Raw genomic sequence first — 24677 nt, 5'->3', positions numbered from 1 at the left:
TCGCACTTTGTCTGGCGGTTGCGCAACAGCCGGCGTGTTCGCTTGCGAGGGACGGCGCGGGCGCGCAACCAAATCGCGCCTCGCGCATTGCTGGGCATGCTCGGCAGGAAGCCTTACCAGACCCCGCGATGGCCGCCCGGGAACAGGGATCGCGAAGCCATGTGCTGTTCGTTCTGCGGCGGCCGCGACCACGGCTACGAGGACTGTCCGCAAAGACCGCCGTCCGACAATCCGGCCGAGCCGAACTTCGATGATCCGCCGGGCGACGATCTGATCAAGAGCGGCCCGGGCGAGGGCAGGCAAGGCGCATAAGAATTTCGCGATCCGGTCGCCCCGCGCATCAATGGGCGTGCGCTTCGTTGCGCTTGCGGGTCGCGGCTGCCTTCCTGGCTGATGCCGACCGGCTCCCCGCCGAACGCGAGGCGGAAGCCTTGCCGCCTTTTTCGCCGCCCTTGTGCGCGGCGGGATGGCCGGTGTGCTTGCCGCGGCCGGAGCCGCCCTCCTTCTTGCCGCCGCCATCATCCTTGTTGACGGTGGCCCAGGCGCGGCGCTCGGCTTCCTTCTCGGACACGCCGCGATGCTCGTAGCCCTCGGCGATGTGGTCTGCCTTGCGCTCCTGCTTGTCGGTGTATTTCGATTTTTCTCCGCGTGGCATGGATCTGCTCCCGGGTTCATTCGATGCCCCTGCAACTGCGCAGCCAAGGATGTGGTTCCAATTCCCCTGGTCGCGGCCGGCTGCGAAGGTTCCCGCTGAACCGCTCCAGGCGTGAGTTCGACGCGATTCCCCAGGGAAAGCGCCACGTCCCTTTCCCGGGAAAGCCCTACGTACTCTTCTGGGCATTCGCCGGACGGGCTGCGGTCTCGGGGCCGGCGAAGAAAGCGCTCAATTCGGCGGCCGTTTGCGCGGGTGCTTCTTCGGGAAAGAAATGCCCGTCTTGGACCGCATGGCCGCGCAGATCGCCGGCCCAGCCGCGCCACAAAGCCAGCGGTCCGCCTTCGCCGGCATACCATTCGGCGAGCGCGCCTTGCCCGCTCCACAGCGCCAGCACCGCGCAGGCTATGCGCCGGCCGCCGGCGCGATCGGCATGGTCGTGCTCGCGGTCGAGCATCGCGGCCGCCCGGTACTCCTCGCAGATCGCATGGGCATGGGCGGGATCGCGCAGGGCCTCCACATAGGCCTGGCGCACGCCGGCGGAAAATGTCTCTGGCGACGAGCCCCAGCCGCCCAGGGCATCATCGACGATCGCGTCGGCCGCACTGGCCAGGAGCTTTTCCGGCAGCGGCTCCGGCTGCGCCAGCAACGACCACGGCCAATAGCCGAGCGCCAGCCTGGCGTCGGCCCGGTCCCAGGCGTCGGCGGTGGGCACGATGTCGAGCACGGCAAGCCTTTCGACGCGGTCGGGATGGTCGAGCGCGAGGCGGTAGGCGACACGCCCGCCGCGATCATGGCCGGCGACCATGAAGCTGGAAAAGCCGAGCTCGGCCATCAGCGCCACCATGTCGCGGGCCATGGCGCGCTTGGCGTAAGGGGCGTGATCGGCGCTCGACGCCGGGCATGAGCTGGCGCCATAGCCGCGCAGGTCGGCGCATATGACGGTGAACCGGTCCGCCAGGCGTGGCGCCACGTCGCGCCACATCAGATGCGTCTGCGGAAAGCCGTGCAGCAGAAGGACGGCGGGCCCGTCGCCGGCGCGCCGGGCGAAGATGCGGGCGTCGCCGCAGTCGACCTTGAGGGTCTGAAAACCTTCGAACATGATTGCCTCCGGCAGGCGAAACGGCGGCAGGATGCGAGGGTTGCAATGTGCGCCTGCGAAAGCCGCCAACTTTTTCCGCCGACATGCGTTGTCCCTGCGAGCAAAACGTTTGGACCGAAGACATCGCGAACAGTTCCGCGCGTTGCGCGAGGAGGTTCGGGATGTCTCCGGTCCGAACACAGAGGAGACGACCATGCCGACCAGCACCCAGAGCGACAGTTCGAAAGCAACCAGCAAGCAGCGCAGCATCCAGCGCAAGGTCGACGCCAAGGACCGCGCCAAGGCCAAGCCCAAAGGCGACGGCGCCATGCAGGCCGGCGCGCGAAAATATCCCGCGCCGCCTTTTCCCGCCCAGCATCATCCCAAACCCGGCGAGGAATGGGCCATCGAGCCGGCGCCGCTCTATGACGCGCCGTTCTGGCGCGGTTCGGGAAAGCTGGAAGGCAAGGCGGCGTTGATCACCGGCGGCGATTCTGGGATCGGCCGTGCGGTGGCCGTGCTGTTCGCGCGCGAGGGTGCCGATATCGCCATCGTCTATCTCAGCGAGGACCGTGACGCGGAGGCGACCAAGCAAGCGGTCGAAGCGGAGGGCCGCCGCTGCCTCGCCTTGCGCGGCGATGTCGGCAATCGCGCCTTCTGCGCCAAGGCCGTGGCAAGGGTCGTCAAGGAACTGGGGCGGCTCGACGTGCTGGTCAACAATGCCGCCTTCCAGATCCATTCCACCGATTTCGCCGACCTGACCGAGGAGCATTTCGACACCACGCTGAAGACCAACCTCTACGGCTACTTCCATATGGCGCAGGAGGCGGTGGCGCATATGAAGCCGGGTTCGGCCATCATCAACACCGGTTCGGTCACCGGCATCGAGGGATCGAAGGACCTGGTCGACTACTCCATGACCAAGGGCGGCATCCATGCCTTCACCCGGGCGCTGTCGGGCAACCTCGTCGGCAAGGGCATCCGTGTCAACGCGGTGGCGCCGGGGCCGGTGTGGACGCCGCTCAATCCGTCGGAGAAGGAGGCGCAGGACGTATCGCAGTTCGGCGCCAAGACGCCGATGAAGCGGCCCGCCCAGCCGGAGGAAATCGCGCCGGCCTATGTGTTCCTGGCCTCGCCGCAATGCTCCAGCTACATCACCGGCGAAATCCTGCCGATCGTCGGCGGTTATTGAGGCAAGCCATCGAAGGCACGCCATCGACTATTGGGCGGCCGGTGAGGGCGGCCCAACCCGGAAAGGAGGCCGAGATGAGACTTCTCGCCATCATGTCCGTCAGCCTGATGCTCGCCGCGCCCGCCGCGGCGCTGGCACAGGCCGAGCAGCAGAACCCCGACAAGCAGGCGCCCAGCGAAAAATGCCGGGCCAAGCCCGACGGCAACCAGCAGCCGACCGACAACACGCTGACCGAGACGCTGAACGATTGCGGCGGCGTGCTGAAGCCGCCGCCGACAGGCGACCAGGGCATGGCCGCGCCGGCGCCCAACGAAGGCAAGACGCCGGTGATCAAACCGGGTGAAGTGCCGCCGCAGCCGCCGAAACAGTAGCCGGCGGCTTGCCGCGATGCAGCTATCGGGTTCCGGACCGCCCCTTGAGGCGGCAGGCTTTCAGGATTTGCCGTTGCCGGGCAGAAATTCCGCCTCGCGCCCGGCATCGATCATGGCCCGCATCGCCTTCTCGGCCGGGGTCCAGCCATCGAGGGCATCGCGGCAGCTGCGCCATGCGGCGCGGTAGCGCCGGCCGTGCTTGCCGGGCCAGTCGCGCAGGCATTCCAGGCCTTCCCAGGCGCTGCGCACCACGCGCTCGCGGGCCGGTCCGACCTTCAGCCTGACCGGACGGGGAAAGAACTTGTCGTTCACGGCGATCTCCATTGAAACTGAGGCGCCCGATAACGCCGGCCGCCGTTCCGGGGTTCCGTCGCGGCCGCTAAACTTTTCGACTAATTTTCAGCCGCCGGGAGCTGCGTCCGACAGCGGCCTCGGCGGCGGGCCGGGAGCCTGCGCGGCGGGCCGGTCGTGCTCGAACTGCCGCGTATCGGGCAAGGCATGCAGCCAGGATTCGCGCCGGCCGATCCACAATTCGTACTCCGGCATGAGATCGGTCGGCGCCACGTCCAGGCTGCCGATCATCACCTCGGCTTCGTCGTCGCTGAGCGAGGCGACACGGCTGCCGCAGGTCGGGCAGAAGCCGCGGCCGGCATAGGTGCCGAGAATGCCCGATGTCTCGAACGCCTGGCGCGGCCAGATGGCGAAGGCGGCAAAGGCGGAGCCGCTGGTCTTGCGGCAATCCTTGCAATGGCAGAGACCCACCCGCAGGGGCGGACCGCTGACGGTGAACTGCACGCCGCCGCAAAGGCAACTGCCGGTTCTGCGCGCGGTGTCGGGCATGGCCGTGGCCTCCAACCATTCGGTGCCGCAATGCGCCCGGGTCCTGCCCCGGGCAACGCTTCCAAAGCCGGTCGCGCCGAGCTATCCGCGCGCGGCCATGTGGTTGTCGAGCTTCTTCCTCGAGGGCCCGTAGCGCTTGATGATGGTCTGGGCCTCGCTCTGCGGGATGCCGTATTTGCGGGCGAAAGCGGCAACCTCATAGGTTTCCTCGCTCGAAACCAGCTTGCGATCCTGCTTGATCTTCGATTTGTCGTCCGCCATGCCGAGCCTCACTTTCCACCCCCGGCGCGCCGCCGTCGCGGCGCGACCCTGCGGTCATACATAACAGCATTTGACGCCGCTGGTTCCATAGCGGCTTTTGCAGGCTTTGGCGAACACCGACCGGAATATCGGCTCCGCCGCCTCAGGCCGGCTCCAGGCGCATGGCGGCGAGATACATCAGGGACGATGCGGCCCCCTCTATCCAGGAGCCGGCAAACCGGAATCCGGTTTTGCGACAGCGGGCCCGATCGAGCGGCGCCGATCGCGACATCCGGAAAAAACTTCGGCAGACATGTCGGATGCGCGGCGCGTGGCGCGTCCTAGGAGCAATTCCAGGAAAGTTCGGTTTCCATCCGGAATTGGGTAAGACAAGCAAACGAAACGGGAGAACAACCATGCCGTCGCCAACCGTCCAATCGCCGTGGCAGACCGCCGCCTTGCTCATCGCCCGCCTGATCTTCGCGGCCGTCTTCCTGATGGCGGTGACGTTCAAGTTCATGGGCATGGGCGCCACCGCCGGCTATATCGCCGCCGCCGGCTTTCCGTTTCCGCTGTTCCTGGCCTGGTGCGCGGCGATACTGGAGGTGCTGCTGGTGATCGCTTTCCTCACCGGCGCCTTCTTCACGCCGGCCGCGCTGGTCGCGGCGGTCTACGTGCTGTTCCTCGGCTTCGCCTTCCACGGACCGAGCCACTGGGCCGGCAACCAGGCGGAATTCGGCTTCTTCGTCGACCATTTTTCCTTCCTGGCCGGGCTGCTGTTCGCCGCCGTGCACGGGCCGGGCCGCGTGCTTTCGTTCAATCCGGGATGGCCGGGCAGGGCGTAGCTACATCTGGTCGTTGTAGGGTTCCTTCATCTGGCCGACCATGCGCGCCAGTTTCGAAAAGGACGGCATGTCAGCTTCGGGCTGGCACTGGTTGGCGAGCTCCAGCAGCCGGATCGGGAAATTGACGGCGTCGCGGCTCGACGCCGACATGCCCTCGGACCGCTCCTCGCTGGTTTCGCCGGCTTCGGCCTTGCGCAGGGCGATGTCGATCTCCTCTGATGTCAGCACGCCCTTCCTGACCAGGACGTGGTTGATCGATGCGACGGCCATCAGCAGGCCCTCGAGTTGCAGGTTGGCGACGTTCATGGCGGTTGCTCCCATCGGTGAGGCGCGTCACGCTGAACAGGGCCCGTGCGACGCACTTGCAGGTATCGGCCTACGCATGTCGCCCAAAACCGAGGTCACTTTGAGGCGGCGTGCATAGGCGTTCAGAACGCGCGGACATCCATTCGCGATCCGCGCCCGGCAAGGAAAATAGTTCAAGACCGATGTCGGGCTGCCGCGCAGGCTTGTTCGTCATCGCCAGGAAGCCCGGAAACAGGCAAGGAAGCGGATGCAATGACAATCACCATTACGGCATTCAAACGGTCGCCCGACGGCGGCAAGGGACTGGCGCGCGACACGCGCGTTCGCTGGGCGCTCGAGGAAGTGGGCCAGCCGTATGAGGTTCGTCTTGTTTCCCATGCCGAGATGAAGGCGCCCGACCATCTGGCCATTCAGCCCTTCGGCCAGATCCCCACCTACGAGGACGGTTCGCTCTGCCTGTTCGAGACCGGCTCGATCGTCTTCCACCTTGCCGAGCGGTATCCGGGGCTGCTGCCGGAGGATCGCGATGCCCGCGCCCGCGCCATCACCTGGATGTTTGCCGCGCTCAACACCGTCGAGCTGCCGATCCTCGAACTGACGACGGCAAAAATATTCGAGGCCGACAAGCCCTGGAGCGAGGAGCGCCTGCCATTGGTGAAGGACCGCGTTCGCGCCCGGCTGGACAGGCTCTCGGCCCATCTGGGCGGCGCCGACTGGCTCGACGGCGCGTTCAGCGCGGGCGATCTGTTGATGGTATCTGTGCTGCTGCGGCTCAGAATGTCGGGCATTCTGGACGAATATCAAAACCTGGCTGCCTATGTGGCCCGCGGCGAAGCCCGGCCCGCCTATGGCAGGGCGTTCGCCGCGCAATTCGCGGTCAATGCTCCAGCACCCAACTGACAAAGCCGATAGGCCGGGGGAGGATCACGCTGGGACGGGCAAGATAGGATTTTTTTCTTAAAGACTGTTGACGGGGTGAAGGCAACTATGCTATGTTTTTATCTATGGTGCTGAGTTGCGCCGATGACCCGCCTCCGAGGCGGGTTTTTGATTCTGGCGCCGCCGAAACAAGAGCGCCGGTCGTGCTGGGTATTGGCGCGATATTCGAGCGGATCTTCATTCAACGCGCTTGGCGACCTTCACAGCGAGATTGTGACGAAGCCCCGGTTCATTAGTTGGGCTGATCCTGTTCGCCCATGCCGTGAAGGCGTGCATTCGCTGCGCGGGGATGCCTAAAGCCGATAAGGAATTTTTTCCTAAAACCTGTTGACGGGGTGAAGGCAACTATGCTATGTTTTTATCTATGGTGCTGAGTTGCGCCGATGACCCGCCGCCGAGGCGGGTTTTGTGTTTCTGGTTTTGCTTTCCTCTTCGAACGATGGCGCTCTACGGCGCCCCCCTCTGGCCTGCCGGCCATCTCCCCCACGGGTGGGGAGATCGGCTGTTGTCCCGGCTTTCGCCAATCGCCAACGTTGTAGAAAAAAGCGAGGCGCCGAAGCTGCGATCTTCCCCCTCGTGGGGGAGATGTCCGGCAGGACAGAGGGGGACGCGAAGGAATGCGACGTTTCGAACCTGACGATTATCCGCGAGAAATCCCATGCCACGCTATGCCACCATCATCACCGGGGATGACGGCCTTGAGGTCGTCAGCGCCATTGGCGAATTCGAGGGTGCGGCGCCGCAGACGCGGCTCGGCCGGATCGAGCAGGTCGCAATCGGCGTGCTGATCGGCATGGTTCGAGACGCGGCCGGCGGCTTCGCTTTCCCGCAGCCAGCGATTCATAGCGGCGCCGTCGGCCTCGTGATGGCGGGCCTGAAGGGCCTGCCGGGCGCCGCAAAGCTTGCCGGGCGGCCGAAGGGCGGCACGAATGCCAGGAAGAAATCCGCCCGCTCGAAGAAGAAGCGGGTCCGGTCGGTCAAGTCCGCGCCGTCGAAGGCCAAGGCCCGCGCCGGCGACGCCGAGACGGTGACGGGCCATGGCTGACGAAACCGCCGCAGTGCCGGCGCGCGGCAAGGGGCGCAAGCCGGCCGCCAGCCGGAGCGCAAGCCCGGAAACCGCGCCGGAGACCCGCCGCAAACGCCCGAAGAAAACGCTGGGCGACGACTTTCTCGCCGCCGTGCGCGCCGATTTCCGCGCCCATGGCGCCGGCGTCATCGCCGAAGTGCGGGCCGACAAGCCTGACCAGTATCTGAAGATCGTGCTTTCGGTGCTGCCCAAGGATTTCGATGTCGCCGTCAACCATCTGGATGCCCTGAGCGATGAAGAGATCCGCAGCCGCATCCGCGCGCTCGAAGCCGCGGTCAAACCGTTCCTCGAAGACATCGCCGGTGGCGGCGAGGACGGAATATCTGGCGCTGCTGGCGGAGCTTGACCGCAGGCGTCGTACCAACCAGCTTGCCGCCTACCGGCCCTATGCCAGGCAGGCGGCGTTTCACGCGGCAGGCGCCGCCAACCGCGAGCGGCTGTTCATGGCCGGCAACCAGCTCGGCAAGACCCGCGCTGGCGGCGCCGAATGGGCCATGCACCTGACGGGCCGCTATCCCGCGTGGTGGCAAGGCAAGATTTTCGATGCGCCGGTGCGGCTGTGGGCCGCCGGCGTTACCGGCGAGGGCACGCGCGACAATCCGCAGCGCGTGCTGGTCGGCCCGCCGCAGCAGCAGGCGCAATGGGGCACCGGCATGATCCCGGCCGATGCCATCGTCGACACCATGATGGGTCGTGGCGCGCCGGGCGCGCTCGACAGCGTCGTGGTGCGCCATGGCGGCGGCGGCGATGTTCAGGCCGGCGAGAGCGTGCTGTCGTTCAAGAGTTTCGAGAAAGGCCGCGAGAAATGGCAGGGCGAAACGCTGCACGGCGTCTGGTTCGACGAGGAACCGCCGCTCGACATCTATTCCGAGGGCCTCACCCGCACCAACGCCACCGGCGGCATCACCATCGTCACCTTCACGCCGCTGCTCGGCATGAGCGATGTGGTGCTGCTGTTTTTGAGCGCGGCGGAGGTGGAAGGGATGGGGAAGGGGTGATGGAGAAGAAACTGATTGGGGACGAGCGGCATCGCACTTGGCGCTTGCTCGCCTTCGTCGGCGCTGCCCCTCATCCGGCTGCCGCCACCTTCTCCCCGTAATGACGGGGAGAAGGGAGCTGGCCGCAATCTCGGCGCCGATTCTTGAACGTTCGCGATTGGCGAAACCGTCGACAACAGCACCCCTCTCCCCGTCACTATACGGGGAGAGGATGCCGGCAGGCAGGTGAGGGGCGGCGCGACGTTTGGTCCGAAAAACGTAGCCTTCACAAGACGTTACATCGATTATCTCGAAAGTGATTCAGGATCCCCCATGTCCCGTCACGTCACCTTCATGACCATAGACGACGCCGAGCATTATTCGCCCGAGGAGCGCGCGGCGATCGTTGCCGCCTATCCCGCGCATGAGCGCGAGGCCCGCGCCCGGGGCATTCCGGTGCTGGGGTCCGGCCGCATCTTTCCGGTGGCGGAGGAGCTGATTGCCTGCGCGCCGTTCCGGCTGCCGCGCTACTGGCCGCGCATCGGAGCGCTCGATTTCGGCTGGGATCACCCTTCCGCCGCCGTCGAGCTCGCCTGGGATACGGAGGCCGACGTCGTCTATGTCGCCAAGGCAGTGCGCGCCTCGCAGCAGACTCCCGCCATGCAGGCGCTGACCCTGAAGCCTTGGGGCGAATGGCTGCCCTGGGCGTGGCCGCGCGACGGCCGCCGCGAGACGCTGGAAGGGGCGGGCACGGCGCTCGCCAAGCAATATGCCGCGCACGGGCTCAACATGCTGACCCGCCACGCGCAATTCCCCGACGGCTCTGTCTCGGTCGAGGCCGGGCTGATGGAGATGCTCGACCGCATGCAATCCGGCCGCTTCAAGGTGTTTTCGACGCTTGTCCCCTGGTTCGAGGAGTTCCGGCTCTACCATCGCAAGGACGGCCAGGTGGTGAAACTGCGCGACGATTTGATGGCGGCGACGCGTTATGGCGTGATGATGCTCAGGGAAGCGGTGGTCGATCCGGCGGAGTTCAGGACTGCGAGGCGGGCGAAGGGGCAGAGCGATCCGCTGGGGGCGTTCAGGTGAGGGCGGAGGGCTCTTCGGAGCGTCGCGGCAGCGCAATTCCCGCTGGAGGAAACGGGCGCTCCGGCGCCGGCCCATGACCCTCGCTGCGATGTCCCTGCGCTACTCCAGGATTTTCCAATATGAGTCCTTGCGGATCACCTTGCCGTCGCGAAACGTGTAGAAGTCGCAACCCCGGACCTCCTTTTTCTCCCCCTCGCGTGTGGTGCCGGTGAGCGTCCATTTCGAGATGCCGGTATTGGCGGTCGAATCCACAAAATGTTCGGCGTTGCCGTAGTGGACATCGGGCAAGCCTTCAAAGCGTGTCGCCAGTGCTTTCCGTACGTTTGCCTTGCCCTCGAAACGAGAACCCCAGGGCTTGCCTCCCCTCGGCATCTCCAGAATGCAGTCGTCGGAAAAGAACGCCATGATCCGATCGAGATCGTGCGCGTTGAAGGCCTCGCATAGCTGCGTCAGCGTCGATCGAATGTCCATTCGCCCGTCTCCCTTCAATTGGATGACCGATGTCTTTGCTCCCGCATTCGATGGTCGAAGTAGGTCACCGGCGAGGAGACCGGTCAAGGGCGTGGGCCTTTCACAGGCTCCGCTGCACTCACAAAGATGAACCGCATTCCCGCGGCTCTGGCATCCGCATGACCTTCCGCATCGTCCCCGCCACCCTGCGCGACCTCTCCTACATCGCCGCCAATTTGCGGCCCGAGGACCGCGCCGAGATCGATTGCCAGCTCGACTACTGGTCGCCGGCGCTGCTGGCGCTGATGGCGCTGCAAGGGTTTGCCTATGTGGCCGAGCTCGACGGCAATCCGGAGGCGGGCTTCGGTGCGGCCGAGCAGCGGAGCGGGCTTTGGATCGCCTGGAGCTGGGGCACGCGCCGCATGAAGCGTTGCGTGCCCGGCATCACCGGATTTTTTCACACTGTGCTCGGGCCGCAGATTTCCGCCCGCGGCGCCTGGCGGGTCGAGGCGCGGGCGCTGGCCGGCAATGAACTGGCGCTGCGCTGGCTTGGGCGGCTCGGCGCCACGCAGCGCTGCCTGCTGCCTGGATATGGCAGGAACGGCGAAGATTTTTTCCTTTACGACTGGACAAGAGAAGGCTGGAACCATGTGTCTGTTTCAAAAACCACCGGAACTGAAGCCGCTGCCGGCAGTGCCGACGGCGCAGGACAAGGACGTGCAGGCGCGCGAAGCAGCACTTCGGGCTGAGCTCGAACAACGCCAGGGCACGGCCAGCACCATCAAGACCGATCTGGCGCCCGGCAGCCTCGCCGGCCAGCGCCGCGTGCTTTTGGGGGTGTAACCATGACCGCGATGAAGCGCAGTTTTCGCCGGCGCGTGCTGGACTGGTGGTATTGGAGACGGCATGCAAGGTTGGTGAAAAGGCGTGGCGGGTGAACGCTGCCAATCTCCCCCACGAGGGGGGAGATTGGCAGCTTCCACCGCTCACCCCTTCTTCGCGAACGCCCAGACCATCATCGGGTATTCCTCGTCGTTGCTGAGGTCCCGCCACAGGCCGTAGGCGCGGACCGGGCCGCCTATGTGGGCGCGGGCGCAGGCCTTGTTGCCCCAGCCGAACGCCTGGACGTTGTCCTCGGCGAAGCCGCCATCGACCATCAACTGCTTCAGGCCGGCCGGCGTCCACCTGTTGTAGTCGTGCGGCCTGGCGTGGACGCGAAACAGGAAGGGCGTCGCCACCATCGCCCAGCCGCCCTCGCGGGTCATGGCGTGGATGTTCCGCGCCGCCGCCTGCGGCCGCTGCACATGTTCCAGCACCTGATCGGCGATGACGATGGAATATTGCTCGTCGGTGCGATCCTTGCAGATGTCGAAATCGGGGAAGTCGACCGAGCGATAATTGGGGCACATCGCCTTCCAGTAGCGATTCCAGCCGGGCGAGATCTCGATCACGTCGCGCGATTTGCGGTTGGCGGCCGTCAGGAACGTGGTGAAGGCCTCGATCTGGCGGATGCGCAGCCAGTTGCGGGAATCGTAGCCGATGAGCCGTTTAACGGTACGTTTGCTCTGGTTCTTCAGGGCGGCAAGGCTTGTCGTCGTCACATCGACCTCCTGCAAAACCCCGCCGCGAGACGTTCCTAGATCAAGAACCGTGCAAAAGAATGACATCGTCGGCTGAAGCTGCCGATCTCCCCCCTTGAGGGGGAGATGTCGCCGGAGGCGACAGAGGGGGTCGCCTCGCATGAAGCGCTAACCTCCTTCTGTTGCAGAAGGCCGAACCCGGTCGATCCGACCCCCTCTGGCCGCTTTGCGGCCATCTCCCCCTCAAAGGGGGAGATCCCCCAGTTTTAACGAGGCCCCCATGACCAGCGATTCCCGTGCCCGCGATATTCTTTCCCGCCAGTCCGAGCTCGAGAGCGAGCGCGCCGCCTACGAGCCCGTGTGGGAGGCGGTGGCGGAGTTCTGCGATCCCGATGCGCCCGATATCCTGTCCGGGCGCGGCGCCCGCCGCGGCGACAGCCAGGCCGAGCGGCAGGAGCGGCGCGGCGCCCGCGTCTATGCCAACACCATCAACTCGGCCGCCAACCGGCTGGCCGCCGGGCTGGAAAGCCTGATCATCCCGCAGTCGGAGAAATGGCACGGGCTGACCACCGCCGAGATGGACGACGAGGAGACCGACGAGGAAAAGGAATGGGCGGAAAACCTGCGCGACTTCCTGTTTTCGCTGCGCTACTCCGCCAATTCCAATTTCGTGCCGGCGACGCAAGCCTGCCTGCGCAATGTCGTGCGCTACGGTCCGGCCTATCTCTATGCCGAGGAAGGGTTCGGTTCGACGCTGATCCGCTACGCCTCGATCCCGGTGGTGGAAGGCTATCTCTCGCGCAACCGCTGGGGCCAGGTCGACATCTTCCACCGCCGCTACGAACGCACCGCGCGCCAGGCGGCGCAGCTGCTCGGCTATGAAAAACTGCCGGCGCGCATCAGGACGCTGGTCGACGACCCCGCCAAATGCGAGGAGAAGATCGCGCTCATCCAGTGCATCCAGCCGCGTGACGAGCGCCGCATGTACCGATCGGGCGGAAGCTACCGCTATCTCGACGCCGCCTTCGCCTCCTACCATGTCATCGAGGACGAGGAGGAGATCGTGCGCGAGAGCGGTTTTCGCACCTTCCCGGTGTCGGCCTTCAACTGGCGCCGCTACGAGGGCGACGCCTATGGCATCTCGCCGACCATCGAAGCCTTGACGACCGTGCGCGAGGAAAACGCGGTCCGCCGCTCGGGCCTGCGCGCGCTGCAACAGATCACCGATCCGCCGACGGCGTCGAAGGCCAGGCTCGACTATGTGCCGGTGCTCGATCCGGGCGAGAATTATCCTGGCCTCATCGACGACAATGGAAGGCCGCTGATCGCGCCGATCACCACCGGGCAGAACCCGAGCTACGCCTTCGACTATGCGGCGAGCCGGGCGGAGGAGATCCGCGACATGATGTTCGTCAACCTGTTCCAGACCCTGGTGCAGAACCCGCAGATGACCGCCACCGAGGCGCTGATCCGCCAGGAGGAGAAGGGCGCGCTGCTGGGGCCGTCGGGCTCGATCATCCAGGCGGGCTTTGCCACCAATCTCGACCGCGAGCTCGGCATATTGGAGGACAAGGGCCTCTATGACGAGGACAGCCGGTTCCTGCCGCCGGCGAGCCTGGCGGGCAAGGCGGTGCGGCCGACCTTCACCGGTCCGCTCGATGTCTTGCGCCGCTCGGCGGAAGCGCGCGACACCATCCAGCTGGTGACCACGGCCATGCAGATGGCGCAGTTCGACCCTGATGTGATGGACAATATCGACAGCGACGAGGCGCTCAAGATCGTGCAGAGCGCCGGCCGCAGCCCGCAGCGCATCTTCCGCCGCAAGGATGAGGTGGCGGGCCTGCGCGACGCGAGGGCCAAGGCCAGCCAGGCGCAGGCCGGCATGGCGGCGATCGCCACCGCCGGCAAGGTGGCCAAGGATACCGTGCCGGCGGCCGTGCAGGCGCGCGACAGCGGCCTGCTCGAAGGCCTGCAAGGCATGCTGCAGGGCGGCACCGCCGATGGGCCGGCACCTGATGCCGGCGCCCAGGGCGCGATGCCGGCCGGACAGCGCGCATGAGCCGCAAACGCTTCGCCCACGCGTCGCAAAACGGCGGCCCCGCCAAAGCGCGCGAGGCGCTGGCCAAGGCGTATATGCGCGTGTTCTCCGGCGAGGACGGCGAAATGGTGCTGGCCGATCTCGCGGCGACGGTCGGCTATTTCAGGCGCCCGTCATACGGCGAGTGGATGGCGCGGACCAGAACCCCCAATGGCTTCGAGCTGCACAGCGCGCTCAGCAACGCGCGCGCCGAAGTGGTGCAGCACATTATGGGGTTCCTGACGCTGGACGAGGCGCAGCTCGTGGCGCTGGAAAAGGCGGCACGGGAGGAGGAGAGGTGAGGCGCTGAAGCGCCGATCTCCCCCCTCGTGGGGGAGATGCCCGGCAGGGCAGAGGGGGGCGCTGTCCCGCCGGCCTTGCCGTGTTCATCGCACGGCGATCAAATCACGAGCGGTCGCTCAAGCCGGGCCCTAGACGACAAACATATGGCCATGTTCAAAGTTCGGCGGCGACCGAGGTCGGCGCTCTACGGCGCCCCCCTCTGTCCTGCCGGACATCTCCCCCACAAGGGGGGAGATCGGCGGTCTGGCCGCCGGTGATTCAATAATTGCCGTTGTAGTACCGGTCGTCGCAAGGCGCGGTGTAGATGCGGCCGTAGCGGTCCTGGTAGCGGCAGAGCTGGTCGCCGCGGCGCTGCGGGGTGGTGGCTGAGCCGACGACGGCGCCGAGCAGCGCGCCGCTGGCCGCACCGATCACCGTGCTCTTGGTGTTGCCGCCGATGGCCTGGCCGACGAGGGCGCCGCCGGCGCCGCCGATCAGCGCACCGGTTCCGGCCCGCTGCTGGCCTTCCGTCTGCGCGCAGCCTGCCAGCGCGGCAGTCATCAAAACGGCGGCTATGGCTTTGTGAATGTTCATGTGACGTCTCCCTTGAAGATCTGAGATCCCTATCGATCGTCCCGTGCGGCCGCATTGCGGCGGAACGGCGGCACAGGCTCTCACGATATAAGACATGGTTTCTCGGGTGTTGATGGACCGAGGGCGCGAAAACACCTCTTTCGAACAAGGCGCTAGCACCGCTTCCTGGCAAAATGATTCAGCCGGCCTATGCCGCCTCGATGATCTTCCTGGCGGCGGCGGTCAGAAATCCGAACGGCTATAGCCGTGTCGTTTTGCATAGTCGTCGATCTCGCCGAGGATATCTTCGGGGATGGTGACATTGACCCGTACCACCTTCGTTGTCTCGATCTTCAGGGGGATCAGAACGGCCACACCGGTAAGATTATCCCTGTCCGCCATCACCTGCTCGAGCGACGGGGGCTCGGGAATGGCCTCGCCATCCTCGACCAGACCATCGACATGAAAAGCGAGCGCTTCCTGCGCCATGGCACGGGCATCGTCCAGTGTCGTGCCGGCAGTCACCACGCCGGGAAAATCGGGGAAGGAGACGCCGAAATCGCTGCCTGCTTCCTTGTGGATCAGTCCGATATACTGGCGCATCTGTCTACCTCAACTTGAGACCGGATTGCTTTTCGATGCTCTTCAGCGTGCCGATCGGGATGTCCCGCTTGGGATGCGTAACCGTAACCCGACCCGGCTTGGTCGTGTGCTTGAACTGAGCATGGCTGCCTTTTCGACGTCGCGCTCTTCGTGTTGTGCATGGAACACGCAGCTCAAGTGCCTGTCCATAGAGATCGCGCTGCCGATCGGGCGCTGTCCCGCCAGCCCTCTGGCCCGCCGGCCTGCCACCAGTTCACTTCCAACCTAACCCTCAAAAGGAACATCACATGACAGATCTGGCAGATGCCGGGTCCGTGGCTGCCTCGTCGCAGCCGGCGGGCAACCCGGAACGGCCACCGGCAGGCGCGGATAACGGGTCCGCCGGGCTTGCCGGCAAAAGTTGGTTTGACGGTCTTTCCGAAGGCAACCGCAAGCTTGCTGAAGCCAAGGGCTGGACCAAGCCTGAAAGCCTCGATCGGGTTTTCACATCCTATGCGGAGCTGGAGCGGCGGCAGGGCGAAAGCCTGCTCGTTCCAGCCAGGGACGCGCCGAAGGAAGACTGGGACAAATTCCATGCCCGGCTGCCCGAGGCGATGCGTCCGCTGACATCGCCCGAAAAGGTCGAATACCGGCGGCCCGACGGCCTGCCGGAAACCTTCGCCTATTCGGACGAACTCGCCCAGGCGTCCAAGGCCTGGGCGGTCGAAGCCGGCGCCACGCCGAAGATCGCCCAGGCCTACCATGACAGGTTCGTCGGCTACATGGCCGAGCAGGCGGCGGCCCAGCAGGCAGCGCTCGCCCGCTCGGTCGAAGCCACCCATGACGACCTCGTCAAGGATTGGGGCCCGGCCGACAGCGATGGCTTTCGCCAGAAGCTGGAGGTGGCCAACCGGGCGATGAAGAAGCTCGGCCTGGTCGATGCCTACAAGCAGAAGGGCATCCTTCTGCCCGACGGCGCCCTGACCGATCCGCAGATCGCCAGGGCCTTCCAGGCGATCGGCGAGGCGATGTTCCGCGAAGACACGATCGACGCCGACGCGGCGCCGCGGGGGCAAAACCCCTTCCGGCGCAACGCCGCCGGCGAGCGCAACGTTTCGGCCATTTCAGCCCTTGTCAAAAGCGACCCTCAACGCGCCCGGCGGCTGGCCAGGGAAGCGGGCGAAAACCCGGATCTCTGGATGCCGAACAACCCGCTCTGATCCCGACGCATCAGCCGCCGATCAATCTCTCAAAGGAAAGACAAAATGGCAGACGCCTATACCCGTATCGCGGACGCGATCGTTCCGTCCGTTTATGCCCAATACGCTTTCGAGGAGCACGTCCAGTCGCTCGAAATCTACCAGGCCGGCATCCTGTTTTCCGATCCGGCCATCTCCTCGAAACTGTCGATGGGCGGCCGTTCCGTCGACATGCCCGGCTGGAAGGACCTCGGCAACGATCCGTCCGAGCCGGTCAATGACGACCCGGCCGATTCCATCGAGATGAAGAAGATCGGCTCGCGCCGCGAGGTCGCCGCCCGCAATGTCCGCGCCCAGGCGTGGGGCGTTCCCGACCTGACCTCCATCCTGGCGGGCGACGATCCGCAGAAGCTGATCGTCAAGCAGCAGACCGAGTACTGGCAGCGCGCCAACAAGCTGACCTTGATCGGCATGCTCAAAGGTGTCGTCGCCGACAATCTGGCCAATGACGGCGGCGACCTGGTGCGCGCCACCGGCGCCTCCATCGTCGACACCGACATCATCGAGGCGGCCTACCTGATGGGCGACCGCGCCGACAAGTTCCGCACCCTCTGGATTCATTCCAAGCAGATGAAAGCGCTGAAGCTCGCCGACCTCATCGACTATGTGCCGTCCTCGCAGCAGGGCGGGCCGCTCATCCCCTATTACATGGGGCTGCGCTGCGTGGTCGACGACGACATCCCGCAGGCGGCGGGCGTCTACACCGCGTTCATGTTCAAGGACAAGGCGATCCTGTGGAACGAGCTGCCCGTCAACACCGAAGGCGGGCCGCTCGAGTTCGACCGCAAGCCGCGCCAGGGCCATGGCGGCGGGGTGACGGAAATGGTCGGCCGCCGGCATTTCGTGCCGCATGTGCCGGGCACCCGCTTCCTCGACGCCTCCACCGCCGGCGAATTCGCCACCGACGCGGAGCTGGCGCTGGCGGCGAACTGGGACCGCACCGCGTCGAGCGTCAAGACCATGACGTTCATCGCGCTGAAGACGACCGAGGCATAGGGTTTCGTCTCCCGGGAGGTGGGCCAGGCCCACCTCCTTCCTGCGAGCGCTGGCGCTTGAACATTGACGCCAACCGTCGATGCCGGCGCTGCCCCTCATTGCCCTGCCGGGCATTTCTCCCCGTGAACGGGGAGAAAGACGCACTTCCCCCAATCACAACCCACGGAGGCCTTACCCATGGCCATAACCCCGACCGACATCGCCAATATGGCGCTGGCCGTCCTTGACGAGGCGCCGATCGACAGCCTTGACGAGGACATCAAGGCCGCGCGCTTGCTCAACATGCATTTCGACCTGACCCGCGAGGCCGAGTTGACGAAATACGCCTGGGTGTTCGCCATCCTTTCGGCATCCCTGGCCGGCAGCGATACCGGTTCCGGCGATTGCACGCTGAACTGGGTCTATGAACTCCCCGTCGATTGCCTTCGCCCGCTGCCGCTGACCCACAATGGCGAGCCGGACGGCATCGCGATCTCGTGGCGGCAGGAGGCGGGGCTGGTCTACAGCGACCGGGCGGGACCGCTCACCATCCGCTATGTCGCGAACCTCACCGACCCCAACGACTGGGACGCGCCGTTCACCGAAGTGCTGGTGGCGGCACTCGCCATCAAGATCGCGCATCCGCTGACGCACAAGGCCGGCATGATCGACATTGCCCGTTCGGCCTACGACCGCGCGCTGGACGCCGCCTTCACCGCGCAGGCCATCCAGCGCGGCGGACGGCTTTCGACATCGAGTTGGGCGCGGCAGCGCGGCGACAGCCGGTTTTATGCGGGGGCCATGCGCTGATGGCGACGCTCTATCCGGTCCAGGACGTCTTCACCCGCGGCGAGATCTCGCCGCGCCTGCATGCGCGCGCCTCGCTCGATCTCTACCGCGCGGCGCTGTCGAAATGCGAGAACTTCGTCACCCTGCCGCATGGCGGCATCCGCAAGCGCGGCGGCACCCGTTTCGTCGGCGAAGTCAAGACGTCCGCCAAGGCGACGCGGGCGATCCCGTTCATCTTCTCGGCCGACCAGGCCTACATGCTGGAGTTCGGCAATCTTTACATCCGCGTCTACGCCTATGGCGCGCGTGTCGGCACGGTCGAGGTGGCCTCGCCCTATCTTGAAGCCGACCTGTTCGATCTCGACTATGTGCAGTCCGCGGACCAGATGTGGATTTCCCACAGGGACTATCCGCTCAAGGTGCTGACGCGCACCGCCCATACGGCATGGGCGCTCGACGACTACGCGATCGACGACGGGCCCTATGACGACATCAACGATACGCCGACCACGCTGACGCCCGCGGACTATGGGGCGCTGACGCCGAAGATGACGTCGAACACCGCGCCTTCCGGCACGGTCTCAGGCATGGCCGGGGCAGGGGACGCCTTCCAGCTTTTCGACAAGGCGACAGAGACGGACAGCGGCATCGCCGGTGCCACCAACGGCTCGGTCACCTACCAGCTTGCCGGTGGCGCGCAGGCCATCGTCGAAAACTACTATCTGACCGCACGCACCGGCGGAACGGTCGACCGCACGCCGACTATCTGGGTGCTTGAAGGATCGAATGACGGCGCGACATGGGTGACGCTCGACAGCCGCACCGGCGAGACCGGCTGGTCGGGCGGCGAAACCCGCTACTACGAATTTCTGAACAAGCTGGCGTTCGAATATCACCGCTTTACTTGGAAGGCGATCAACGGCGCCTCGGACAGCGCGTTTTCCGAACTGAACCTCAACCGGGCGGCGGCCAGCCAGACGCCGTTCGACCTCACGGCGTCATCGACCGCCGGCATCAATGGCGGCGCCGGCTTCCAGGCTTCTGACGTCGGCCGGGCCATTCGCCTGCTAGCGTCCGATGGCCGCTGGCGCTGGGCCAAGATCACCAGCCGCACCAGCGCCACGGCGGTGAAAGTCCAACTGCATGGATTTGCCCTGCCGGACCTCAGCCCGATATCCCGCTGGCGCCTGGGCACGCTCGTGCCGGGGAAATATGTCGAAAGCGGATCGCTCTACGAGGAGCGCCTGGCCTTCAGCCGCAAGTTTTCGGTCTACGCCTCGGCGACGGGGGATTTCAACAATTTCGCATTGGGCGAGAAGGATGACGACGCGCTGGAATTCCTCCAGGCCGGCGGCGGCCAGGCGAACGACATCACGTGGATCGCGGAATCGGACGGCGCGCTGCTGATCGGGACGCTCGGCGGCATCCGCGCACTCTCCGGCTCCGGCATCGACGAGGCATTGACGCCCTCCTCGTTCAAGAACCGGCGCTCGCGCACGTCGGGCTGTGCCCGCATCCGCCCCGTCGATGCCGGCCAGTCGTTCCTCTATGTCACGCGCTCGCGCCGCTCGATCGCCGAGCTGACGCAGGCTTCGACCGGCCGCTTCACCTCCGACGATATCGGCCAGATCTCCGAACATATCGCCAAGCGTGGCGTGGTCGAGCTGGCGTTCCAGACCGACCCCGACCCGATGCTCTGGTTTCCGCTCGATAATGGCGAGCTCGGCGGCTACACCCACCAGCCCTCGCAGGAGGTGCGCGGCATGCACCGCCACCGCTTCGGCGGTACCGTCGCCGGTTCCGGCTGGGCGGCTGTCGAAAGCGCTGTGGTGACGCCCGGCCAGGATGGCGTCGACGACATCTGGCTGATCGTCAGGCGCACCATCGGCGGCGTGACCAGGCGCTATATCGAGATCATGACGGCGCCGTTCGAATATGGGGCGCTGGAGGACGCCTTCCAGGTCGATTGCGGCCTGACCTATTCGGGCGCCGCCGTCAACACCGTGTCCGGGCTTGCCCATCTCAACGGCGAAAAGGTCGACGTGCTGGCCGGCGGCAAGGTCTATCGCGGGCTGCCGGTCGCCTCCGGCCAGGTGACGCTGCCCGGCGGCGCCGTCGCGGCCAGATGGCAGGCCGGGCTTGCGTTCCAATCGCAGGCCGACACGCTGGAGCTCGACGTCGCCGGCCGGGACGGCTCGATCCTCGGGCGACGCAAGAAGGTGGCGGGTGTCATCCTGTCCCTGCTCGAGACCGACACGACAGGGCTTCAGGTGCAGTCGCTGATCCGCGGCCGCTGGGAAAGCGTGCGCATGCCCTCCCTCGTCGCGCCCGACGGCAAGGCGAGCCTGTTCACCGGCAATGTCGAGGTGCCCATCGACGACAGCTGGGAAGGGCAGGGCCGGGTGCGGATCCGCCACGTCAACCCGACGCCCTGCACGATAAGGGCATTTACGCCAGTGTTCGACGCCGAGCCTTAGGGCGAGCTGGCGTTCCTCGCCCCCGCGAGGCGGGGGAGAGGTGGCGCGAAGCGGTCGGAGAGGGGGCCTTCGTAAGGCGCAGGCGCTTCTGCCGGAGAGTCCGGCACAGGTCGGCGCCATCCCCTCTCCGTCTCGGCTTCGCCGAGCCACCTCGCCCCACTTGGTGGGGCGAGGAACCCAGGCTGAATCAACGCCGCGATCCTTCGCGCCTCCCTCTGTCCTGCCAATCTCCTCCACAAGGGGGATTGGCAGTTGCGCCCTCCCGCCCATCCACCCACAAGGAACCCATCCCGTGACCACATCCCCCCATGCCGAACAGCTCGGCAGGGCGCGGACGGCTGCCGAATATGCCGCCGTCATCGCCTTGGTCGATACCGACCTCAAAGATGCGATCGCCCGCCGGCGCGGCTGCGAACAGGCCGAGGACCGCGCCGTTTTCGGCGACGGCGATCTCTCCGCCGCGCGCATCGCGCTGGACGACTGCAACGACGTCGTCGCGCTGCTGGAGAAGATCATCGCGGCAGCGGACAAATGCCGTGCCGCGGCCGCCGCGGCAGAGGCGCGCGCCGCCGTCGAGGCGCTGGGCGGGCAAGCGAAAGCCAAGGCGGAGGTGCTGACCGAGCGCTGGCGCGCGGTGCGCCGCCTGGTCGAGCTGTTGCGCCAGGAACTGTTCGAGGCCGATGCGCTCGCCCGCGCGCTCGCCACCGCCAACGGCCTCTTCGACGCCGCCGGCATGCCCGACCTGAAGGTGAACCTGGCCGTTGCCCGCCGCGCCGCCATGGCCGGGCCGCGCGCGGCGGCGCCGGCGCGCCTCAGCCGCCCGGCAATCCAGGCCGACAGGCTGCTTCTGTCGTTCACCAACCCCGGCGGCGCGCTCGACCCGCGACCGGCGCTCGGTGCGCGCCCGGCCAGGAAAACCCCCATTGCCGCATCCCAGCGAGGCTGACCATGTGCACATTAGCCCTTCTCGGCACGGCCATCTCGGTGGGTGGCGCATTGATCGAAGGCCGGCAGCAAAACCAGGCGGCCGGTTACCAGGCCAAGGCCTACGGGCAGCAGGCGCAGGCCGATGCGCAAAGTGCCGCCTTCGAACAGAGCCAGGAGCGCCACAGGCAGGATCTGCTGCTTTCGCAGGCGCGGGCCCGGGCGGGCGCCTCCGGCGTCGGCCTATCGGGCTCGCCGGCCGAGGTGCTGGCGGCCAATGCCAGGCAGGGCCAGCTCGACCTGAAGGCGATCCAGTACGGCTCGGCGCTGCGCCGCAACACTCTCGACAGCCAGGCGGCGCTCGCGCGCTACTCCGGCAGGCAGGCCGCGGCGGCGTCGATCTTCAAGGCCGGCGGCAGCCTCGTGTCCGGTCTCTCCCGTCTCTACGACCCGACCAAGGCCGTGACCTTCGGCAAGGGCGCCTTCCCGCCGGCGTCGGGCGGCGCCTTCACGGGAGGGCTCTACTGATGGCGACGATTCCACTCCAGCTTGCCCAGCGCCGGCTCGAGGCCGGCGATGGCGTTTCCTATCCCGAGGGGTCGCCGGCCGGCAGGGCGATGCAGGATCTTGGCGACGAGCTCTCGGCCGTCGCCGAGCGCTACCGGCAGATGAAGGAGCGGCAGGAAGCGTTCGACGCGGAGCTGGCGCGCCGCCGGTTCGCCGAGCGGGTCGCGCAGGCGGAAGACGAGGTGGCGGCGAATGCGCCGGCCGACGGCAGCGGCCTGCACGATGCGATGTATGGCGAGGTCGACCCGCGCAGCGGGCAGGTGGTCAAGCCCGGCCTGTTCGACACGCTGTTCGACGAGACTCTGCCTGAGATACCCGAGAGCCGGCGGGCCGCTTTCGCTAGGCAGAAGGAGCCGATGCGCGCGGCCGGCTCGCCGCGCATGGCGCAGCGGCAGCAGGAGCAGCGCGATGAGTATGAGCTGACGGAGTGGGCGAAGGTCGACACCATGTCCACCAGCTCCATCGCAAAAGGCGACCCGAACGACATCGGAGCTTTCGAGGCGATCCGGCAGAACGGGTCCGATCTGATCGCCAAGATCGGAAACCCGGTTATCAGGCAAGCGGCGGAAGTGGCCTGGCGCAGCAACACGGCCAAGGCACTGGTTCAGGCGATGATCGCCCAGGATCCGAAGCGGGCCGCCGAGATGTTGGGCGGGGCGCCGGCAGACTCTTCCAGCAGCGATGCCTCCGACGTTAGCTGGATCCGTCTTGCCGGCAGTTCAGATACGGCGGCAGCGAAAGGCAATCGTGTTGGCAAGCTCGCGCCGGATGAAATTGTGGCACAAGCATTTGGGGAAGACATTCCACAAGACGACCGGCCGGCGCTGCTCCAACAGGCGCAGGCGGCTCACGCTTCTCAGCAAGTTGAGATGCGCACCCGTATTGGCCTCGCCGAACAGAACGCACCTAGGGCGATCAGGGACACTGGCAGCTATTCGGGCCCGACCTTCACGCCAGAACAGTTCGTGGGGCTCTATGGGGCGACGGAAGGGTTCAGGCGTTTTCAGGCTCTCCATCAAGCGCTTGATGTCAGTCGCCAGTTCCACGGCATGCGCACAATGTCCAATGACGCCGTACAGGCCATGGTCAAAGAGTCTGCGCCCAAGGCCGATAGTGCGACGCCAGAAGAGGATCGGGCGCGTTATGATGCAATAGCCGCCGCGGCGGACCTGACATTTCAAGCGAGGCGAGGCGATCCGGGCGGTTATGTACGCAAGACATTCGCGGCCCTCGACGCAGCTTGGAATAATCTTTCGAAGCCGGAGGACTATCAGACCGCGATCGTTGGCTCGATTGCCGCCCAACAGCAGTTGGGCCTCAACCCCGTCCAGCCGTTGCCGAATTCTGTGGCAAAAGGCGTTGTAGGGAAATTTAAAGACGAAGCTCACCCGCCCAAATCTCAGCAGACAGAGCTGCGCAATGTGCTTGCCGCTCTGCCGAATCAAGAGGCGCTTGAAGCGGTGCTTGGCCATCTTTTGCAGGCCAGTGCGTCGCAAGCAGACAACGATGCCGCGAACAGCTCGCTTCGGGCAGCAGGCGTCGACCCGATGGGCGTGCTCGACTTGCAGAACACCGTCCAGTCGGGATGGTCGGTACCAACTGGGTACGCAACCAACCGGTACCTGACGGCTCGAGAGCGGTTAGGGAACCTAATAGCTGGCGATAGTGAACCGGGAAGTCTGTGGCGGTTCGCCGCGCAAAAGCTTGTAGGCTCTGAGGGCCTCGGCAATGACGGTATTTCGGTAGCCGACTTCACACCTGTCGTGGGAGCTTCGTTGGCGCTCGACGAAGCCCTGAATGCCGCCCTGGATGGAAACTACAGCGATGCAGTGCTCGACGCCTTAGGTACCTTTCCCGGCGAAAAGTTGGTGGGTGAGGTTTTCCAGGGCGCCAAAAGTATTGCCAAGCCCTGGGTCGAGAGCTCTTCCGTATTTTCGAAGCGATCGGCTGAACTTGCCAAAGGCGGCGAGATACTTGTTCGTGGCGTCGACGCCGAAACCCTTCGATCCCAACAAGCCATTGCTCGGTCGGTCTCTCGGCAGTCTCGACGCCGTAGAACGCGATCCGGTGAGATATCCGAAAGTGCTTTTGAAGCTGCAATGCTGGCTTCTCTGCTTTCTAGGGACGCCTCCATGATTAAATATGCCGGTGCAAAGGTTGGGTGGACGAAATCAAAAAACTACCGAAAAACGTTCTTTAAAGCGAATCCCGCACTCAACGAGGGAGATTATGTTGTTCATCATAGTGTCGAGCAAAACGTTCTTGATAGATACCCAGGGCTTTTTGCAAGTGAAGAGATACATTCACTCGAAAATCTCCGTGGTGTCCGAAAGGAATTCGACGTAAATTTGCATTTAAAAGTGATTCGAGCCGAGTGGGATGAATTCTATAAGACGCACATCACGGCAACCCGGCAGCAAGTGCTTGACTACGCAACTGAGTTAGACAAGAAATATGGGCATCTGTTCGACCCACCGATAGGTGAATAATGCGATATTATGAAGTTAGGCCTGACGTGGCTGG

At 65.5% G+C, this 24677-nt stretch carries 28 protein-coding genes and 2 pseudogenes; 19 read left to right on the top strand and 11 right to left on the bottom strand.

Annotation, left to right across the window (positions count from 1 at the left end; translation table 11 throughout):
* The first annotated feature begins 159 nt into the window (after positions 1-159).
* Positions 160-312 carry a hypothetical protein gene (locus FJ949_RS30455; RefSeq protein ID WP_181167215.1) on the top strand — a complete coding sequence of 51 codons (153 nt, stop codon included), beginning with the start codon at positions 160-162 and terminating at the stop codon, positions 310-312.
* A gap of 28 nt (positions 313-340) precedes the next feature.
* Here the strand turns inward: FJ949_RS30455 and FJ949_RS24695 are convergent, their stop codons facing one another.
* Positions 341-655, bottom strand: coding sequence for a plasmid stabilization protein (locus tag FJ949_RS24695; RefSeq protein WP_140499991.1), 315 nt, complete (start codon positions 653-655; stop codon positions 341-343).
* Between the two features lie 166 nt (positions 656-821).
* Positions 822-1754, bottom strand: coding sequence for an alpha/beta hydrolase (locus FJ949_RS24690; RefSeq protein ID WP_140499989.1), 933 nt, complete (start codon positions 1752-1754; stop codon positions 822-824).
* Between the two features lie 193 nt (positions 1755-1947).
* Between FJ949_RS24690 and FJ949_RS24685 the strand changes: the two genes are divergently transcribed.
* Together FJ949_RS24685 and FJ949_RS24680 are read left to right on the top strand one after the other, a co-directional pair.
* Positions 1948-2925 carry an SDR family oxidoreductase gene (locus tag FJ949_RS24685; RefSeq protein WP_140499988.1) on the top strand — a complete coding sequence of 326 codons (978 nt, stop codon included), beginning with the start codon at positions 1948-1950 and terminating at the stop codon, positions 2923-2925.
* Positions 2926-2999: 74 nt separating this feature from the next.
* The gene (locus tag FJ949_RS24680) at positions 3000-3296 is read left to right on the top strand and encodes a hypothetical protein (RefSeq protein ID WP_140499986.1); all 297 of its coding nucleotides are present in this window, start codon (positions 3000-3002) and stop codon (positions 3294-3296) included.
* A 60-nt stretch (positions 3297-3356) separates the two neighbouring features.
* Here the strand turns inward: FJ949_RS24680 and FJ949_RS24675 are convergent, their stop codons facing one another.
* The 3 genes from FJ949_RS24675 to FJ949_RS24665 all read right to left on the bottom strand — a co-directional run bounded on the left by FJ949_RS24675 (position 3357) and on the right by FJ949_RS24665 (position 4397).
* On the bottom strand, positions 3357-3608 hold the full coding sequence (locus FJ949_RS24675) for a DUF982 domain-containing protein (RefSeq protein WP_140499984.1): 252 nt from the start codon (positions 3606-3608) through the stop codon (positions 3357-3359).
* An 87-nt stretch (positions 3609-3695) separates the two neighbouring features.
* Positions 3696-4136: a GFA family protein gene (locus tag FJ949_RS24670; RefSeq protein WP_140499982.1), complete on the bottom strand. Its 441-nt coding sequence runs from the start codon at positions 4134-4136 to the stop codon at positions 3696-3698.
* A gap of 81 nt (positions 4137-4217) precedes the next feature.
* Positions 4218-4397, bottom strand: coding sequence for a DUF3606 domain-containing protein (locus FJ949_RS24665; protein WP_115144153.1), 180 nt, complete (start codon positions 4395-4397; stop codon positions 4218-4220).
* Positions 4398-4792: 395 nt separating this feature from the next.
* On the opposite strand from FJ949_RS24665, the gene FJ949_RS24660 reads away from it, so the two are divergent.
* Positions 4793-5221 carry a DoxX family protein gene (locus FJ949_RS24660; RefSeq protein WP_140499981.1) on the top strand — a complete coding sequence of 143 codons (429 nt, stop codon included), beginning with the start codon at positions 4793-4795 and terminating at the stop codon, positions 5219-5221.
* On the opposite strand, the gene FJ949_RS24655 is transcribed toward FJ949_RS24660, so the two are convergent.
* Positions 5222-5527, bottom strand: a complete 306-nt coding sequence (locus tag FJ949_RS24655; protein WP_140499979.1) for a hypothetical protein — start codon at positions 5525-5527, stop codon at positions 5222-5224.
* A gap of 252 nt (positions 5528-5779) precedes the next feature.
* Here FJ949_RS24655 and FJ949_RS24650 point away from each other — a divergent pair, with 252 nt between their 5' ends.
* The 5 genes and pseudogenes from FJ949_RS24650 to FJ949_RS24620 form a co-directional block, all read left to right on the top strand.
* Positions 5780-6427, top strand: a complete 648-nt coding sequence (locus FJ949_RS24650) for a glutathione S-transferase family protein (RefSeq protein WP_140499977.1) — start codon at positions 5780-5782, stop codon at positions 6425-6427.
* A gap of 697 nt (positions 6428-7124) precedes the next feature.
* Positions 7125-7511, top strand: coding sequence for a hypothetical protein (locus tag FJ949_RS30880; RefSeq protein WP_224647124.1), 387 nt, complete (start codon positions 7125-7127; stop codon positions 7509-7511).
* On the top strand, positions 7504-7899 hold the full coding sequence (locus tag FJ949_RS24635) for a hypothetical protein (protein WP_140499976.1): 396 nt from the start codon (positions 7504-7506) through the stop codon (positions 7897-7899). The genes FJ949_RS30880 and FJ949_RS24635 overlap by 8 nt, the downstream gene beginning before the upstream one ends.
* A pseudogene (locus FJ949_RS24630) lies at positions 7856-8515 on the top strand (terminase family protein); the annotation flags it as partial. The gene FJ949_RS24635 and the pseudogene FJ949_RS24630, both read left to right, overlap by 44 nt.
* Before the next feature lie 306 nt (positions 8516-8821).
* Positions 8822-9619 (top strand): annotated as a pseudogene (locus FJ949_RS24620) (terminase family protein); the annotation flags it as partial.
* Between the two features lie 99 nt (positions 9620-9718).
* Here FJ949_RS24620 and FJ949_RS24615 read toward each other — a convergent pair.
* Positions 9719-10090, bottom strand: a complete 372-nt coding sequence (locus FJ949_RS24615) for a nuclear transport factor 2 family protein (RefSeq protein ID WP_140499970.1) — start codon at positions 10088-10090, stop codon at positions 9719-9721.
* A 158-nt stretch (positions 10091-10248) separates the two neighbouring features.
* On the opposite strand from FJ949_RS24615, the gene FJ949_RS24610 reads away from it, so the two are divergent.
* Complete coding sequence (locus tag FJ949_RS24610; RefSeq protein WP_140499968.1) at positions 10249-10818, top strand: hypothetical protein; 570 nt, start codon at positions 10249-10251, stop codon at positions 10816-10818.
* Between the two features lie 237 nt (positions 10819-11055).
* On the opposite strand, the gene FJ949_RS24605 is transcribed toward FJ949_RS24610, so the two are convergent.
* Positions 11056-11670 (bottom strand): methyltransferase domain-containing protein, encoded by a 615-nt coding sequence (locus FJ949_RS24605; protein WP_224519113.1) that lies wholly within the window; start codon positions 11668-11670, stop codon positions 11056-11058.
* 259 nt (positions 11671-11929) lie between these two features.
* Here FJ949_RS24605 and FJ949_RS24600 point away from each other — a divergent pair, with 259 nt between their 5' ends.
* On the top strand, positions 11930-13708 hold the full coding sequence (locus FJ949_RS24600; protein ID WP_140499964.1) for a portal protein: 1779 nt from the start codon (positions 11930-11932) through the stop codon (positions 13706-13708).
* Positions 13705-14028, top strand: a complete 324-nt coding sequence (locus tag FJ949_RS24595) for a hypothetical protein (RefSeq protein WP_140499962.1) — start codon at positions 13705-13707, stop codon at positions 14026-14028. Before FJ949_RS24600 ends, FJ949_RS24595 begins: the two co-directional genes overlap by 4 nt.
* 259 nt (positions 14029-14287) lie before the next feature.
* Here the strand turns inward: FJ949_RS24595 and FJ949_RS24590 are convergent, their stop codons facing one another.
* The 3 genes from FJ949_RS24590 to FJ949_RS24580 form a co-directional block, all read right to left on the bottom strand.
* Positions 14288-14602 (bottom strand): YMGG-like glycine zipper-containing protein, encoded by a 315-nt coding sequence (locus FJ949_RS24590; RefSeq protein WP_140499961.1) that lies wholly within the window; start codon positions 14600-14602, stop codon positions 14288-14290.
* A gap of 222 nt (positions 14603-14824) precedes the next feature.
* Positions 14825-15184, bottom strand: coding sequence for a type II toxin-antitoxin system HicB family antitoxin (locus FJ949_RS24585; RefSeq protein ID WP_140499959.1), 360 nt, complete (start codon positions 15182-15184; stop codon positions 14825-14827).
* Between the two features lie 4 nt (positions 15185-15188).
* Positions 15189-15356 carry a type II toxin-antitoxin system HicA family toxin gene (locus FJ949_RS24580; protein ID WP_140500170.1) on the bottom strand — a complete coding sequence of 56 codons (168 nt, stop codon included), beginning with the start codon at positions 15354-15356 and terminating at the stop codon, positions 15189-15191.
* Positions 15357-15471: 115 nt separating this feature from the next.
* Here FJ949_RS24580 and FJ949_RS24575 point away from each other — a divergent pair, with 115 nt between their 5' ends.
* The 7 genes from FJ949_RS24575 (at position 15472) to FJ949_RS30450 (ending at position 24643) form a co-directional block, all read left to right on the top strand.
* Positions 15472-16383, top strand: coding sequence for a hypothetical protein (locus FJ949_RS24575; protein WP_140499958.1), 912 nt, complete (start codon positions 15472-15474; stop codon positions 16381-16383).
* Positions 16384-16428: 45 nt separating this feature from the next.
* Entirely contained in the window at positions 16429-17418 is a 990-nt protein-coding gene (locus FJ949_RS24570) for a Coat protein (RefSeq protein WP_140499956.1), read from the top strand.
* A 177-nt stretch (positions 17419-17595) separates the two neighbouring features.
* Positions 17596-18207 carry a hypothetical protein gene (locus FJ949_RS24565; RefSeq protein WP_140499954.1) on the top strand — a complete coding sequence of 204 codons (612 nt, stop codon included), beginning with the start codon at positions 17596-17598 and terminating at the stop codon, positions 18205-18207.
* Entirely contained in the window at positions 18207-20663 is a 2457-nt protein-coding gene (locus FJ949_RS24560; RefSeq protein ID WP_140499952.1) for a hypothetical protein, read from the top strand. The genes FJ949_RS24565 and FJ949_RS24560 overlap by 1 nt, the downstream gene beginning before the upstream one ends.
* Positions 20664-20955: 292 nt before the next feature.
* Positions 20956-21609 (top strand): hypothetical protein, encoded by a 654-nt coding sequence (locus FJ949_RS24550; RefSeq protein ID WP_140499949.1) that lies wholly within the window; start codon positions 20956-20958, stop codon positions 21607-21609.
* 2 nt (positions 21610-21611) lie between these two features.
* Positions 21612-22115: a hypothetical protein gene (locus tag FJ949_RS24545; RefSeq protein WP_140499947.1), complete on the top strand. Its 504-nt coding sequence runs from the start codon at positions 21612-21614 to the stop codon at positions 22113-22115.
* Entirely contained in the window at positions 22115-24643 is a 2529-nt protein-coding gene (locus tag FJ949_RS30450) for a hypothetical protein (protein ID WP_181172150.1), read from the top strand. The genes FJ949_RS24545 and FJ949_RS30450 overlap by 1 nt, the downstream gene beginning before the upstream one ends.
* Positions 24644-24677 lie beyond the last annotated feature (34 nt).

The sequence above is a fragment of the Mesorhizobium sp. B2-4-1 genome, assembly GCF_006442185.1.
Classification (GTDB): Bacteria; Pseudomonadota; Alphaproteobacteria; order Rhizobiales; family Rhizobiaceae; genus Mesorhizobium.
Note: the sequence above shows the minus strand (reverse complement) of the source record. Positions and strands in the feature narration are given on the sequence as shown.